Annotated in this window: 15 protein-coding genes; 9 read left to right on the forward strand and 6 right to left on the reverse strand. The window is 72.5% G+C overall.

Annotation, left to right across the window (positions count from 1 at the left end; translation table 11 throughout):
* The first annotated feature begins 14 nt into the window (after nucleotides 1-14).
* On the forward strand, nucleotides 15-308 hold the full coding sequence (locus ACIBIW_RS28875) for a hypothetical protein (RefSeq protein WP_399340115.1): 294 nt from the start codon (nucleotides 15-17) through the stop codon (nucleotides 306-308).
* A gap of 44 nt (nucleotides 309-352) precedes the next feature.
* On the opposite strand, the gene ACIBIW_RS28880 is transcribed toward ACIBIW_RS28875, so the two are convergent.
* The gene (locus tag ACIBIW_RS28880) at nucleotides 353-1066 is read right to left on the reverse strand and encodes an RDD family protein (RefSeq protein ID WP_399340116.1); all 714 of its coding nucleotides are present in this window, start codon (nucleotides 1064-1066) and stop codon (nucleotides 353-355) included.
* A gap of 87 nt (nucleotides 1067-1153) precedes the next feature.
* The gene (locus ACIBIW_RS28885) at nucleotides 1154-2833 is read right to left on the reverse strand and encodes an RDD family protein (protein WP_399340118.1); all 1680 of its coding nucleotides are present in this window, start codon (nucleotides 2831-2833) and stop codon (nucleotides 1154-1156) included.
* Nucleotides 2834-3093: 260 nt separating this feature from the next.
* Here ACIBIW_RS28885 and ACIBIW_RS28890 point away from each other — a divergent pair, with 260 nt between their 5' ends.
* The gene (locus ACIBIW_RS28890; protein ID WP_399340120.1) at nucleotides 3094-3528 is read left to right on the forward strand and encodes an SsgA family sporulation/cell division regulator; all 435 of its coding nucleotides are present in this window, start codon (nucleotides 3094-3096) and stop codon (nucleotides 3526-3528) included.
* Nucleotides 3529-3642: 114 nt separating this feature from the next.
* Here ACIBIW_RS28890 and hppD read toward each other — a convergent pair whose 3' ends face one another.
* Nucleotides 3643-4797: a 4-hydroxyphenylpyruvate dioxygenase gene (gene hppD / locus ACIBIW_RS28895; protein ID WP_399340121.1), complete on the reverse strand. Its 1155-nt coding sequence runs from the start codon at nucleotides 4795-4797 to the stop codon at nucleotides 3643-3645.
* A 121-nt stretch (nucleotides 4798-4918) separates the two neighbouring features.
* Between hppD and ACIBIW_RS28900 the strand changes: the two genes are divergently transcribed.
* The 7 genes from ACIBIW_RS28900 (at nucleotide 4919) to ACIBIW_RS28930 (ending at nucleotide 10693) form a co-directional block, all read left to right on the forward strand.
* Complete coding sequence (locus ACIBIW_RS28900; protein ID WP_399340123.1) at nucleotides 4919-5389, forward strand: Lrp/AsnC family transcriptional regulator; 471 nt, start codon at nucleotides 4919-4921, stop codon at nucleotides 5387-5389.
* 355 nt (nucleotides 5390-5744) lie between these two features.
* Nucleotides 5745-6392, forward strand: coding sequence for an ABC transporter permease (locus ACIBIW_RS28905; RefSeq protein ID WP_399340125.1), 648 nt, complete (start codon nucleotides 5745-5747; stop codon nucleotides 6390-6392).
* Entirely contained in the window at nucleotides 6385-7677 is a 1293-nt protein-coding gene (locus ACIBIW_RS28910; RefSeq protein WP_399340127.1) for an ABC transporter ATP-binding protein, read from the forward strand. Before ACIBIW_RS28905 ends, ACIBIW_RS28910 begins: the two co-directional genes overlap by 8 nt.
* Nucleotides 7674-8588: an ABC transporter permease gene (locus tag ACIBIW_RS28915; RefSeq protein ID WP_399340129.1), complete on the forward strand. Its 915-nt coding sequence runs from the start codon at nucleotides 7674-7676 to the stop codon at nucleotides 8586-8588. The genes ACIBIW_RS28910 and ACIBIW_RS28915 overlap by 4 nt, the downstream gene beginning before the upstream one ends.
* Entirely contained in the window at nucleotides 8585-9577 is a 993-nt protein-coding gene (locus ACIBIW_RS28920) for a glycine betaine ABC transporter substrate-binding protein (protein ID WP_399340130.1), read from the forward strand. Before ACIBIW_RS28915 ends, ACIBIW_RS28920 begins: the two co-directional genes overlap by 4 nt.
* Before the next feature lie 167 nt (nucleotides 9578-9744).
* On the forward strand, nucleotides 9745-10422 hold the full coding sequence (locus ACIBIW_RS28925) for an ArsR/SmtB family transcription factor (protein ID WP_399340131.1): 678 nt from the start codon (nucleotides 9745-9747) through the stop codon (nucleotides 10420-10422).
* Nucleotides 10423-10504: 82 nt separating this feature from the next.
* Nucleotides 10505-10693: a hypothetical protein gene (locus ACIBIW_RS28930; protein WP_399340133.1), complete on the forward strand. Its 189-nt coding sequence runs from the start codon at nucleotides 10505-10507 to the stop codon at nucleotides 10691-10693.
* A gap of 219 nt (nucleotides 10694-10912) precedes the next feature.
* On the opposite strand, the gene ACIBIW_RS28935 is transcribed toward ACIBIW_RS28930, so the two are convergent.
* The 3 genes from ACIBIW_RS28935 to ACIBIW_RS28945 form a co-directional block, all read right to left on the reverse strand.
* Nucleotides 10913-11701 (reverse strand): S16 family serine protease, encoded by a 789-nt coding sequence (locus tag ACIBIW_RS28935; RefSeq protein WP_399340134.1) that lies wholly within the window; start codon nucleotides 11699-11701, stop codon nucleotides 10913-10915.
* Nucleotides 11702-11758: 57 nt separating this feature from the next.
* A complete protein-coding gene (locus tag ACIBIW_RS28940; RefSeq protein WP_399340135.1) occupies nucleotides 11759-12400 on the reverse strand; it encodes an IclR family transcriptional regulator in 642 nt (213 codons plus the stop codon).
* A 474-nt stretch (nucleotides 12401-12874) separates the two neighbouring features.
* A complete protein-coding gene (locus tag ACIBIW_RS28945) occupies nucleotides 12875-14665 on the reverse strand; it encodes a DEAD/DEAH box helicase (RefSeq protein ID WP_399340137.1) in 1791 nt (596 codons plus the stop codon).
* Between the last annotated feature and the right edge of the window lie 157 nt (nucleotides 14666-14822).

A 14822-nucleotide genomic window follows, 5' to 3' on the forward strand; every position in this document is an offset into this window, starting at 1 on the left:
GGACTGATCACGCCATGCCCCGTCCGACCGCCGCACAGATCGCCTACGGTCTCTCCACCGTCGTGCTCGCCACCGTCGCCATGCTGCTGCTGTCGCAGACGACGTCGGGCGCGGGCGTCGTGGTCGTCGCGCTCGTCGCGCTCGCCCTCGGGGTGGTGGTCGCCGTGGCGGTACGGATGCCGCGGCATGCCCGGCGCCTCGCGCAGGAGCGCCCGCTGCCCGCGGCGGTGCCGGCCCAGCGGACCGCGCCGCGTCACCTCACCGGGCACGGCGTCTCCGACAGCGCGCGTGGCCACTCCTCCCGCTGAGCCCGCGCGGCCCGCCGCGGCGGGCCGCGTCCCGTGGGGCGCGCTCACGGGGTGCTGACCACGACGGTCTTCGCCGACTTGTCGTGCAGCCCCTGCTTGTACGGGCGGTCGAAGAACGACCAGCCGCCGCAGATCGCGGTCCACACACAGGCGCAGCAGAAGGCGAACGGCAGCCAGAGCACCGCGGCCCTGCCGAGCGAGGCGCCCACCGAGGGGTTGGTGCCATTGCTGAGGTTCGCCACCCGCATCCGCAGCCAGCGCTTGCCCAGGGTCTGACCGTTCCTGGCGATGAGGAACGTGTCGTAGACGATGTAGAGCACGGCCGCGATCACGGACTGTCCGAACGACTTGCTGAATCGCATCTCGTCCGGGTCGACGTGGTACTCGCTGGTGCCGACGCCCCAGGAGATGAGGCCGACGACGATCCCCACCAGGATCATGTCGATGATCCGGGCGAGCGTGCGCCGCCACGAACCGGCCAGCGGGGGCATCCCGGCGAGCGGGTCATCCCCCGCGCCCTGCGGGCCGCCGCCGTAGGGGCCGCCGGGACCCGCGCCGCCGGGGCCTCCTCCGTACGGGCCTGCGGAGCCGCCCCCGTAAGGGCCGCCCGGACCGCCGCCGTACGGGCCGGAGCCGCCGGGCGGGGTGGGGCCGCCCGCGTCGCCGGGGGGCGGGGTGCCGTAGGGGCCCCCGCCGCCTGACGGGGGCGGCTGCTTCCTGAACGGGTCGTCCTCCGGCGGCGGCGGTTCGGTGCTCATGGCCCGAGTCCAACCCGGATCGCGCCACCGCGCATCCGGCGGGGGGCCAGACGGGGGTCGGCCGCGCGTGCGCTTTCTGAGGGCGGGTCAGGAACCGGCCACGAACGTGCCCGCGGCCTTGTCGTGCCAGCACTGCCGCCACGGCCGGTCGACGACGCACCAGAGCAGCCCGAGCAGCCCGACCACCAGCAGGCTCGGCACCCACAGCACCAGCCAGCGCCGTAGCGCCCCGCCCAGCGACGGGGGCTCGTACCCCTCGATGTCGCGCACGCCGAGCCCGAGGAGCCTCTTGCCCAGGGTGCGGCCCCACTTGGCGGTCGGCAGCACCTCGTACAGCACCCCGACGACCACCAGCACCGCGAGCACCGCGGCGAGGTAGCCGCCCGTGGTGCCGTCGAGGACCCAGACCTTGACGGTGCGTCCGGTGAGCTTGGCGGTGTCGATCTTGCCGTGTACGTGGTCGCTGCCCCTGGTGTACAGCGGCACCGCCGCGGCGGTGGTGACGGCGCCGACGACCACCGTGTCGATCAGCCGGGCCGCGAAGCGCCTGCCGAGCCCCGCGGGCCGCGCCGCGGCCTGGGCCTGCGCCGCCGCCTGGAACGGGTCGACCACCGGCGGCTTCCACGGCACCACCGGCTCGTCGGCGCCCGGCTGCGCGAGCCGCCGCACGTCGCCCGCCCAGCCCCCGCCGCCCTGCTGGGGCACGGCCCCGCCGTGACCCGCCGGATAGCCGTAGCCGCCGGGCGCGCCGGACGCGGAACCGCCCGGGTAGCCGTACCCCCCGGAGGCCGGGGGCCCGCCGCCCTGGGGCGGTGCCGGGTAGCCGTAGCCGGCCGGTGCCTGGCCGCCCTGCGGGGGCCCCGCCGGGTAGCCGTAGCCGGGGGCCGCGGGCCCGGCGGGCGGCTGGGCCGCGGTGGTGGCGACCGGATAGCCGTAGCCCGCGGGCGGTGCGGCGCCGGGGCCCGACTGGCCGGGGATCTGCGGGGCCGCGGGCGCGCCGAACTGCCCCGCGGACTGCTGGGGGATGCGGTTGTCGCCGGGGGGCGCGGCCTGGTCGCCGCCACCCGGCGGGGCCGCGGGCGGGCCGCCGCGCCCGGTGCGGATCGTCATGGTGCCGTCGTCGGCGGAGTCGGCGCCCGCGCCACCCGGGCCCGGCCTGCGGAAGGTGACGGTGCCGTCGGTCGCGGGCTCGTCCCCGGCGCCCGCCGTGGGCCGCCGGGCGCCGGGCGGTTCCTCGCCCACGCGGCGGATGGTGACGGTGCCGTCGCTCACCGGCGGGCCCGCGGGCTCCGCGGCCTCGGCGGGGACCCTGCGGATGGTGACCGTGCCCTCGGGCTCGCCCGCGTGCACCGGGGCGGGCGCGGGGGCGCCCGGCTGCCGGGGGTCGGCGCCGGGGCGCGCGCTCCAGGGAGCGGCGGGCTCCTGCGCGCCGGAGGCGTCGGCCGGTTGCCCGACCGGGGGCTGCTCGGCGGACTGTTGCGCGGGGGCCGGGTCCTGGGGCTGCGGCGCCGGGCCGGGGTCCTGCCCGTCGAGGAACAGGGGGCCCGTCTCCTCGGCCGCGGGCGGCGGCATGTGCGGCGGCGGAGCGGGGGCGGGGGCGACGCCGGGCGGCGGCGACAGCGTCTCGCCGGGGCCCGGCGCCGGGCGGCTGGTGCCCGGCACCCAGGTGGCGCCGTTCCAGTAGCGGACATACCCGGGGATGGACGGGTCCGGGTAGTAGCCCTCGCGGGGGCTTTCGTCGCCGGGGGCCGGAGTTGGGGCGCTCATGTCCGTCATCCCGTATCTGCTCGGGGGATTTTTCTGAGGGTCCCACATCTATCAGACCCGCCGGAGCGTCCGTGCCCCTCGGACACCGCCGCGCACCCCTCGGTGACCGTCCCCGCGCCGCCCGTTGCGGGGCCTTCGCGGCACCCGGGAAAAAAATTCCGCCGACTCGCGTAACGCCGGGCCGTTGACGCCCTCGCTCCCGGTACGGGCCCCACCGCCGGGTCCGTGAGCGGGAACAACGGAAAAGAGAGGAAGACGCCATGTACTCCGTGGTGGAACGCGAGATCGAGTTGCTGCTGATCCTTTCACCGGACCAGAGCATCCCGGTACCGGCGAAACTGCTGTACCGCACGGATGATCCGTGCGCGGTGCGCATCACCTTCCACGTGGGCACCGACACCCCCGTGAGCTGGACGTTCGCCCGAGACCTGCTGATCGAAGGGGTGTTCAGGCCGAGCGGCCAGGGGGACGTCAGGGTGTGGCCCTCGCGGTCGGAGGGCCGCGACGTGGTGCTGATGGCGCTGAGTTCGCCCGAGGGGGAGGCACTGCTCTCCGCCCCCGCGGTGGCGCTCTCGGCATGGCTGGAGCGGACCCTCAGGGTGGTACCGCCGGGCTCTGAGGGTGAGCGACTCGGTATCGACACGGCCCTCACCGAGTTGCTCACGCGCCATGTTTCCGAGGGGCCGTGGGCGTAGGTCGGGTCACACTGCCGCGGCAGTACGTCGTCGTGGAGCGGGGTGCGGCGCCCGGGGGACATCCCGGGCCGCAGCGGTCGCGGGTGCGCCGCGCCCCCGCTCCGGGCGGCACGCTCAGAGGTTGCCGCGGCGCTCCTGCTCGCGCTCGATGGCCTCGAAGAGGGCCTTGAAGTTGCCCTTGCCGAAGCCCATCGAGCCGTGCCGCTCGATCAGCTCGAAGAACACGGTGGGACGGTCCTGGACCGGCTTGGTGAAGATCTGGAGCAGGTAGCCGTCCTCGTCGCGGTCGGCGAGGATCTTCAGCTCGCGCAGGGTGTCGATCGGCACCCTGGTGTCGCCGACCCACTCCCCCAGCGTGTCGTAGTACGAGTCCGGGGTGTCGAGGAACTGCACGCCGGACGCGCGCATGGTGCGCACCGTGGTGACGATGTCGTTGGTGGCGAGGGCGATGTGCTGGACGCCCGCGCTGCCGTAGAACTCCAGGTACTCGTCGATCTGGGACTTCTTCTTGCCCTCCGCGGGCTCGTTGATGGGGAACTTGACCTTGAGGGTGCCGTCGGCGACCACCTTCGACATCAGCGCGCTGTACTCGGTGGCGATGTCGTCGCCGACGAACTCCTTCATGTTGGTGAAGCCCATGACCTTGTTGTAGAACTCCACCCACTCGTTCATCCGGCCGAGTTCCACGTTGCCCACGCAGTGGTCGACGGCCTGGAAGGTGCGGCGGGCCGGGGGCGCGACGATCGGTTCCGCGGCGGTGAAGCCGGGCAGGTAGGGGCCGTCGTAGTGGCGGCGCTCGACGAGCGTGTGCCGGGTGGTGCCGTAGGTGGCGATGGCGGCGAGCACCACGGTGCCGTGCTCGTCCCTGGTCTCGTACGGCTCCGCGAGCCCGCGCGCGCCGTGCTCGACGGCGTAGGCGTACGCCTTCCTGGCGTCGGGGACCTCGATGGCCAGGTCGACGACGCCGTCGCCGTGCTCCGCGACGTGCTGGGCGAGGAAACGGCCCCACTCGCTCGCCGCCTTGATCACGGAGGTGAGCACGAACCGGGCCGAGCCGCTCTCCAGCACGTACGTCGCCAGTTCCCGGCTGCCGTTCTCGGGACCCGCGTAGGCGACGAGCTTCATGCCGAACGCGGACGCGTAGTAGTGGGCCGCCTGTTTGGCGTTGCCCACCGCGAAGACGACCGCGTCCATGCCGTTCACCGGGAAGGGGTCGGCCTGTCGCGCGGTGGCGGGGGTGTCCTGCGGGTGCGCTGAGGTGGTTGCCATGTACGAAGGTTCGCGCCGCCCGGCAAGGTGCGCAATTGTTTGCGATTTCGCTGGGCAGTATGTATATCGGAGGTGCCTGGTCAGCGGGCGATCTGTGCAGTATGACCACCTTGGAGGCGGTGTGGCGATCGATCGCCTCGACGGCAGGCTCATCGTGCTGCTCGCCCGTGAGCCCCGGATCGGCGTGCTTGAGGCGTCCCGCCGGCTCGGGGTGGCCCGTGGCACCGTCCAGGCCAGGCTGGACCGGCTCAGGGCCACCGGGGTGATCCGCGGCTTCGGCCCCCAGGTCGACCCCGCGGCACTCGGCTACCCCGTGACCGCGTTCGCCACGCTGGAGATCAGGCAGGGCATGGGCGGCCAGGTGCGCGAGCACCTCGCGACCGTCCCCGAGGTGCTGGAACTGCACACCACGACCGGCAGCGGCGACATGCTCTGCCGTCTGGTGGCGCGCTCCAACGCGGACCTCCAGCGGGTCATCGACCTGGTCGTCGGCTTCGACGGGATCGTGCGCGCCGCCACCGCGATCGTGATGGAGAACCCGGTGCCGCTGCGGATCATCCCGCTCGTGGAGCAGGCGTCCCAGGACCCGTGACGCCCCGGCTCCCGGCCGCGCGCGATCGGTGGGAGTGCGTAAGGGCTCGTTTCCCGGACCGAAACTCCGTACATTCACACTTTTCACCGTGATCCCCACGGGGGACATTCCCGCGCCACCGGCCCACACGCAGCGTCACCCCCGTACGCCCCCTTCGTTCCCCCCACATCGTCGGCCGCCCCCCGACCCCCCACCACCCGGCGGCACCTCCCCACCACCCCGCACCCGTACGGCGAGCCACCCGCACGCCACCCGCCACCCGTCCTTACCTGTCCTTCACCCGTACGCACCCACGTCCGGCACGCGGCCGAGCATCCGGCTCGGGCGGCCGGAACCACTGAGGAGATGACGCGGATTGAACTTCTGGGACTATCTGGTGGGCCGCCACCAGCAACTTCTCGCCGACGCGGGGCAACACGCGTCGGCCGTCTTCCAGTGCATGGTCGCGGCGACGCTGATCGGTGTACTGATCGGGGTCGCCACGTACCGCAGCGAGTGGGCGGGCAGTCTGGCGACGACCGCCACCTCGACCATCATGACGATCCCCTCGCTCGCCCTGATCGGCCTGCTGATCCCGATCGCGGGGCTCGGGGTGGCGCCGACCGTCATCACCCTGGTGCTCTACGGGCTGCTGCCGATCGTGCGCAACTCGATCGTGGGTCTGCGCGGGGTCGACCCGGCGCTCGTGGACGCGGCCAACGGCATGGGGATGTCACGCCTCGCCCGGCTGCTGCGGGTGGAGCTGCCGCTCGCCTGGCCCGCGATCCTCACCGGCATCCGGGTCTCCACCCAGATGCTGATGGGCATCGCCGCCATCGCCGCGTTCGCCTCCGGGCCCGGTCTCGGCAACGAGATCTTCCGCGGCATCGCCTCGCTGGGCAGCAAGAACGCGCTCAACCAGGTGCTCTCCGGCACGCTCGGGATCATCGTGCTCGCACTTCTGTTCGATGCCGCCTATGTCCTGATCGGGCGGCTGACCATTCCGAGGGGGATTCGTGCCTGACACTCCGACCACGACCACAGGCGAGCCCGCGGCGGGCGGGCAGCCGGCCCCCGACCGGACGACGACCGGCGCCACCATCGAACTGGAGGGCCTGACCAAGCGCTACCCGGGCAGCGGCACGGCCGCCGTGGACAACGTCAGCATGGAGATCGCGGCCGGGGAGATCGTCATCCTGGTCGGGCCCTCGGGCTGCGGAAAGTCCACCACGCTGCGGATGATCAACCGGCTGATCGAGCCGACGTCGGGCCGTATCACCATCAACGGCGAGGACGTGACCCGGATGGACCCGGTGCGGCTGCGCCGCAAGGTCGGGTACGCGATCCAGTCCTCGGGCCTCTTCCCGCACATGACGGTGGCGCAGAACATCGCGCTCGTGCCGAGGATGGTGGGCTGGTCCAAGTCCCGTACCAAGGAGCGGGTCGCGGAGATGCTCGACCTGGTGGGGCTCGACCCCGGCGAGTTCCGCGGGCGCTATCCGCGCCAGCTCTCCGGCGGGCAGCAGCAGCGCGTCGGGGTGGCGCGGGCCCTGGCGGCCGATCCCCCGGTGCTGCTGATGGACGAGCCGTTCGGCGCCGTCGACCCGATCACCCGCGACCATCTCCAGGACGAACTGATCAGGCTCCAGCACGAACTGCACAAGACGATCGTCTTCGTCACCCATGACTTCGACGAGGCGATCAAGCTGGGCGACCGTATCGCGGTGCTCAGGGAGCAGTCCCACATCGCCCAGTTCGACACCCCGGAGGCGATCCTCACCCACCCCGCCGACGACTTCGTCTCCGGCTTCGTGGGCGCGGGCGCCGCGCTGAAGCGGCTGAACCTGACCCGGGTGCGGGACGTGGGGATCACCGACTATCCGACGGTGAGCCTCGACGATCCGCTTCAGCACATCTTCGACCGGTTGCGTTCGGAGAAGACCAACGAGCTTCTGCTGCTCGACCGGAAACGGCGCCCGTATAAGTGGCTGCGCCGTGGGGACCTCACGCTCGCCAAGGGCTCGCTCGCCCGCGCCGGGACGCTGGTGCACGACACGGTCACCCGGGACGCCACCCTGCGCGACGCGCTGGAGGCGGTGCTCACCGACAACGCGGGCCGGGTCGCGGTCACCGGGCGGCGCGGCGAGTACGAGGGCGTCGTGGACATGGAGACGCTGATGAACTCCGTCCACGAACTGCTGGAGGAGGACCGGCTCGACGCGCTGGAGAACCAGCACGAGCTGGCCGAGAGCCGCAGGTCGCGCACCGAACTGGCCCAGGAGGGCGGCTTCGGGGAGGGATCGTCATGAGCCCGTCGAGCCGTGCCCCTGGGCCGCCCGCGGAGGGCCGGGGCGGCAGCGCCATAAGAGGTGAGGACGAGCGCACGGCGGGCGAGCACGACGTCAAGGGCCGGGCGTTCCGCGACTCGGGCGAGGCCGCGCAGGAGGCGCCGCCGACCGCGCGGGCCGCGGCCCGGGAGCCGGCCAGGATCACCTGGCCGAAGCTGGCGCTGCTGCCCGGCTTCGTGGGCCTGATCCTGCTGGCCACCTGGATCTGGTACCAGGGCGCCGACCTCGACGCCGTCTCCCGCAACTCGCTGGCCAACGGCAATATGTGGGTCAGGCTGTGGCAGCACGTCGAACTGACCGGCATCTCCACGTTCTTCGTGCTCATCATCGCGATCCCGCTGGGCATCCTGCTGACCAGGCCCGGGGCGCGCAGGGCCGCCCCGCTGGCGATGGCGCTCGCCAACATCGGGCAGGCCACGCCGTCCATCGGGCTGCTGGCGCTGCTGGTGATCTGGATGGGCGTCGGCATGAAGGCGGCGCTGATCGGGATCATCATCTACGCGGTGCTCCCCGTGCTGTCCAACACCATCACGGGCCTGCGAGGAAACGATCCGACACTGCTGGACGCGGCGCGCGGCATCGGGATGTCGCAGTTCGCGGTGCTCGGCCGAGTGGAGCTGCCGCTCGCGGTGCCGCTGATCCTGGCCGGGGTGCGCACCGCGCTCGTACTGAACGTGGGCACGGCGACGCTGGCCACCTTCGGCGGGGGCGGCGGCCTCGGCGACCTGATCAGCGCGGGCATCACCAACCACCGGATGCCGGTGCTGATCCTCGGCTCGGTGCTGACGATCAGCCTGGCGCTGATGGTGGACTGGCTGGCGTCGCTCGCCGAACTGTTGCTGCGGCCACGCGGGTTGGAGGTGCGGGCATGAGGATCTATCGACCCCGGCGAGGGGTGAGGACACGGGCCGCGCTCGCGGTCGCGGTGAGCGGGGCGCTGCTCGCGGGCTGCGGCCTGACCAGCGGCTCCCCGATGGCGGACGCGGTACGCCCCGGCTCCATCGGGCAAGGCGAGCCGCTGAAGGGCGCCCATCTGACCGTGGCGTCCAAGGAGTTCACCGAGCAGTTGGTGCTCGGCGCCGTCATGGGCATCGCCTTCGAGGCCGGGGGCGCCGACGTGGTCGACCGCACCGGCATCCAGGGCTCGTTCGGCGCGCGCGCCGCCGTCGAGAACGGCGACGCGGACGGCATGTACGAGTACACGGGCACCGCCTGGATCACCTACCAGGGCAACGCGAAGCCGGTGCCGGACCCCGACAAGCAGTGGAAGGTGGTCAAGGAAGCGGACGCGAAGAAGGGCATCGCCTGGCTGCCGCCCGCCTCGCTGAACAACACGTACGCGCTGGCGCTCAACCAGGCCAACCTGCGCAAGTACAAGCCGAAGACCCTCTCCGACGTGGCCGCGCTCGCCAAGAAGAACCCGGGGGCGGTCTCGCTCTGCGTGGAGGGCGAGTTCTCCGCGCGCGAGGACGGGCTGCCCGGGATGCAGCGCGCCTACGGGATGAAGCTGGCGTCGAACAAGATCCAGAAGATGGACGGCGGTGTCGTCTACACCCAGGTCTCCCAGGGGCGCTGCACCTTCGGCGAGGTCTTCACCACCGACGGCCGCATCCAGGCCCAGCATCTGACGGTGCTCGCCGACGACAAGCACTTCTTCCCCAACTACAACGTGGCCCCCGAGATCCGCGCCAGCACCCTGAAGAAGTACCCGGGTATCGCGGACGTCCTCGACCCGATCACGAAGAAGCTCACCAACAAGGTCGCGCAGGAGCTGAGCGCGAAGGTCGACGTGGACGGTGAGGACCCGCACGAGGTGGCGCTCGACTGGCTGAAGAAGGAGGGGTTCGTGAAGGGGGGCTGACGCCCCCGGCGACAACGGTGGGGCGGAGGCCCGGCGGCTCCGGCCGGGTCGATGCCCCGGCGGCTCCCGTCCGGCTTGCAAAGGGTTCTGTGCAAAAGGTCCGCTGCAAAGACTTCGATGCAAAGGAAGCCTTGCAAAGGTCTCTTTGTAAGCCGTAGGCTGGGGCCATGAACGATGACGCGAACCGCGGGGCGGGGGCGGCCCGCGACCCGGGCGCCGCCGCCCCGCGCAGGCTGCGCACCCTCGACGCCCGCTCGCTGCGCGGCCTCGCGCACCCGCTGCGGATGGAGTTGCTGAACACGCTGCGGCACGACGGCCCGGCCACCGCCTCGCAGCTCGCCGCGCGGCTCGGCGAGTCGAGCGGCGCCACCAGCTACCACCTGCGCCAGCTCGCCGAGCACGGCTTCGTCGAGGACGCGCCGGAGCAGGGCAAGGGCCGGGAGCGATGGTGGCGGGCGGTCGAGGAGGGGACCCAGTTCGACGACACCCTGCTGACCGACTCCAACCCGGCGGTGCGCGGCGCCGCCGACCTCTTCATGCACGAGGTGGCCGCCACCCACACCAGAGAGCTGTCCTCCTGGATCGGCTCCCGCGGTGAGTGGCCGCGCGCCTGGCAGCGGGTGAGCGACGTCAGCGACTTCACCATGAGGCTCACCGCCGGGCAGGCGCGGGAGCTGGGCGAGAAGATCCACGACCTCATCGAGAGCTACCGGGTGCCGGACCCCGACGCCCCCGCGGACTCCGCGCAGGTGCGCCTCCACATCCACGCGTTCCCCCGGGGCCCGGTCCCCGGCGCCGACGACAGCCGGTCCCCGGGGCCCGGCACCGCACCCCCGGACGCCTGAGCGTCCCCGCGCCCCGCGCCGCCCTACGCGCCCCTCGCCGCGCACCCACAGACCCACACGGCACCCACAGGAGAGGCCCGCCATGCACCCCGACGTCCATCTGATGCTGCACCACGCCCGCGCGGCCGAGCTGTACCGGCGGGCGGCCACGGCGGGGCCCCGGCACCGGCTGCGCACCGAGCTGGGCTGGGCCCTTGTCGGCCTCGGCCTGCGCCTCGCCACCCCGCGCCGCCCGCTCCCCGCCCTGCCGGGCAGCCCTGCGGCGGTCTGACCCGCGCCGCCTCCCCCTGAAGGAGCGGGCCCCTGAGGGAGCGCGCTGGGGAGTGTCTTCAAAAGAGCGTCGTCCGCCTGGAGGGCGGGGTCGGGGTGGTCCGGTGCGTGCGGTCGCAAGGCGGAGGAGGGAGTCGACGCGGCGCGTCGGCGACCGACGACAACGCGGCGAGCGTGCGTGCCGGGCCGCCCCGACCAGACGGGCTTTTGAAGACACGACCTAGCAGGCCGGGACCGAACCGCCCTTCTGCAAGGCGTGCAGCGCGCTCACCGCGCCCTTGAGGGTGGTCACCGGGACCAGTCTCAGGCCCTTCGGCAGCTCCGCCCCGGCGTCCGCGCACTCGTCCCTCGGGACCAGGAAGACCGTGGCGCCGTCCCTGCGGGCGGCCTGGGTCTTCATCTGCACCCCGCCCACCGCGCCGACCTTCCCCGCACCGTCGATGGTGCCGGTGCCCGCGATGGTGCGGCCCCCGGTGAGGTCGCCGCCGTCGCCGTCGCCCTCCAGCTTGTCCACGATGCCGAGCGAGAAGAGCAGCCCGGCGCTCGGGCCGCCCACGTCGGCCAGTTTCAGCGTGACCTCGATGCCGTCGCCGTCCCTGCCGAGGTAGCCGAGCGCGGCCGCGGTGGCGCTGTCCTGGGAACGCTCCATCTCCCGGGTGTTGTGCTTCTCGATCTCCTGGGTGGAGTCGCCGCTCGGGTAGACCGCGTCACGCGGCATCACGGAGCGGCCGGTGTCGAACCAGCCGTCGATGATGTCACCGAGGTACACGTCCGCGTCGGGGCTCGTGGCCACGATCGTGGTCATACGCAACTGCCCCGAGGTCTTCCTGGTGTCCGCGCCGCTGATCGTGATCACCTGGGTGCCCTTGTTGCTGCCCAGCACGTCGGCGGTGAGGCCCGGCTGCGCCACGGAGAACGGCAGCGGTACGAACACGGCGGCGAGCACCAGCGCCAGGGCGGGGGCGGCGCAGACGGCCAGGAGCGCGGGACGCCCGAGTTTGAACAGCACGCACCAAACCTATCTTGACGCCCCGGGGACACTTCGCCCCCGGTGCCGCCCGCGGCCTCATCTGAGGGCGTCGGCGACCTCGCGGGCCGCGTCCATCACCCGGGCGCCGACCCGTTCCGGCACCGCGTCGGAGAGCATCACCACCCCCACGCTGCCCTCCACGCCTGTCACCCCGAGCAGCGGCGCCGCCGCGCCGCTCGCGCCGGTCTCCAGCTCGCCGAAGGTGAGGGTGTAGCCGGGGTCGGCCGTCGCGCCCTGGCGGGCGGCGAGGATCGCCCGGCCCGCGGCGCCCCGGTCGAGCGGGTGCCGGAAGCCGGTGCGGTAGGCGACGTGGTAGTCGGTCCAGGTGGGCTCGACGACGGCGACCGCCAGCGCCTCGGAGCCGTCGACCAGCGTCAGATGGGCGGTCGCCCCTATGTCCTCGGCGAGCGAGCGCAGCGCGGGCAGCGCCGCCTCCCGCACCAGCGGGTGCACCTGCCGCCCCAGGCGCAGCACCCCGAGCCCGACCCTGGCCCGGCCGCCGAGGTCGCGGCGGACCAGCGCGTGCTGCTCCAGGGTGGCGAGGAGCCGGTAGACGACGGTTCTGTTCACCCCGAGCTTGTTGGACAGCTCGGTGACGGTCAGGCCGTGATCGGTGTCGGCGAGCAGTTTGAGGACGCGCAGTCCCCGATCGAGCGTCTGGGAGGTCTCCGCGGTCACGACGCCCACTCCTTCGCGTGAGGGGTCGGCGGCCCCCGGTGCGCAGGCGCCGCCGCCGGTCCCACGGCGACGGGCATCGGGGCCGCCGGTCGGCAGACGGCCGCACGGGGGTACGCCGCTCCCCCTGGGCCGCATCGGCACCGGCACGCTCCGCCGCGCCGCCGCCGGGCCGTGTCCTTCGACACGCCCTGGCCACGAGCCGCCACGGGGCGTTTTCAGATAGCCGGGACAGTAGCGACCCAAGTCCGCTCAGCGAAAGCCATGGTCCAGAATCCGGTCACCCGCATTCGACATCGCCCCGTATTGCCCCGTTTTCCCCGGCGAACTTCGGCCATGACAGGCTCTCCACAGACTCCGAGCGAATCCCACAGAAACAAACCGAATTCCCGAAATCCGCTCGCCCGCCTTCACAAACGGAATCCCGTGAATACGACACCGGGTGCGCGGACGCGGAGGTACGGTCGCGCGGGCGGGTCAGTGGGAGCGGGTGGCCCACTCCCGGACCTTGTCGATGCGCTGTCGGAGCTGCCCCGCGGTCGCCTCCGCGCTCGGCGGGCCGCCGCAGGCCCTGCGCAGCTCGTTGTGGATCACGCCATGGGGCTTGCCGCTCTGGTGGACATAGGCGCCGACCAGGGTGTTGAGCTGCTTGCGCAGCTCAAGCAGCTCCTTGTGGGTGACCACGGGGCGCCGCTCCGCGGGCAGTTCGAGCAGGTCGGCCTCCTCGGCCGGCTTCTTGCGGCTGTGCGCGATCTGCCGGGCCTGGCGGCGCTGGAGCAGCAGTTGCACCTGGTCCGGTTCGAGCAGCCCAGGAATGCCGAGGTAGTCCTGCTCCTCGTCGCTGCCGGGGTGCGCCTGCATGCCGAACTCGGCGCCGTCGTACAGGACCCGGTCGAAGACGGCCTCGGACTCCAGCGCCTCGAAGGCGAACTCCTCCTGTTCCCCGGTGTCCTCGTCCTCCTCGCGGTTCGCCTCCGCCATTTCCTTCTCGGACTCGGCGTACGGGTCCTCCTCGCCGTCCTTCTTCGGCTTGTCGAGCACATGGTCCCGCTCGATTTCCATCTCATTGGCGAAACCGAGGAGATCAGGAATCGTCGGCAGGAACACCGAGGCGGTCTCGCCGCGCCGCCTCGACCGTACGAAACGGCCGACGGCCTGGGCGAAGAAGAGCGGCGTGGAAATGGTGGTGGCGTAGACGCCGACGGCGAGCCTGGGCACGTCGACGCCCTCGGACACCATCCGCACCGCGACCATCCAGCGGCCGTCGCCGTGGCTGAACTCGTCGATGCGGTCGGAGGACCCGGTGTCGTCGGAGAGCACCACGGTGGCCCCGTGCCCGGTGATCTCGCGCAGCAACTTGGCGTAGGCGCGCGCGGAGTCCTGGTCGGAGGCGATGACCAGGCCCCCGGCGTCGGGGATGGACTTGCGGACCTCGCCGAGGCGCCGGTCGGCGGCGCGCAGCACATTCGGCATCCAGTCGCCGCGCGGGTCGAGCGCGGTGCGCCACGCCTGGGACACGGCGTCCTTGGTCATCGGCTCGCCGAGCCTGGCCTCGATCTCGTCGCCCGCCTTGGTGCGCCAGCGCATGCTGCCGCTGTAGCTGAGGAAGATGACGGGGCGCACCACGCCGTCGCCGAGGGCGCTGCCGTAGCCGTAGGTGTAGTCGGCGGCCGAGCGGCGTACGCCGTCGTTGCCCTCCTCGTACGCGACGAACGGGATCGGGTTGGTGTCGGAGCGGAACGGGGTGCCGGTGAGGGCGAGGCGGCGCGCGGCCGGCTCGAACGCCTCAAGGCACGCCTCGCCCCAGGACTTGCTGTCGCCCGCGTGGTGGATCTCGTCGAGGATCACCAGGGTCTTGCGCTGCTCGACCCGGTTGCGGTGCAGCATGGGGCGCACCCCGACGCCCGCGTACGTCAGCGCCACGCCGTCGTACTCGCGGCTGAGCGGGCCCGCGCTGTAATCAGGGTCCAGCTTGATCCCTATGCGGGCGGCGGCCTCCGCCCACTGCTTCTTCAGGTGCTCGGTCGGCGCGACGACGGTGACCTGCTTGACCACGTGGTGGTGCAGCAGCCAGGACGCCAGCGTCAGCGCGAACGTGGTCTTCCCCGCGCCGGGGGTCGCGACGGCGAGGAAGTCGCGGGGCTGCTCCTGGAGGTAGCGGTCCAACGCGCCCTGCTGCCAGGCACGCAGCTTGCCCGCGGTGCCCCAGGGCGCGCGTCCCGGGAAGGCGGGTGAGAGGGAGTGCGAGTGGCTGCTTGTGGTGGTCACGGTCTTTGCTGGTCCAGGCTCGACGACGGGGGACGGCGAGCCACCCTACCGGCGCCGCGGGGCCCAACCGGGTGAAGCAGGCCGGGTGGTGGCCCGGTGCGAGATGGCTCACAGCGACGGCTCACCGAGGTACGCCCGGGGCCCGGCCGCCCCGGAC

Origin of the sequence: Streptomyces sp. NPDC050560 (genome assembly GCF_044457285.1) — a bacterium.
Taxonomy (GTDB): Bacteria; Actinomycetota; Actinomycetes; order Streptomycetales; family Streptomycetaceae; genus Streptomyces.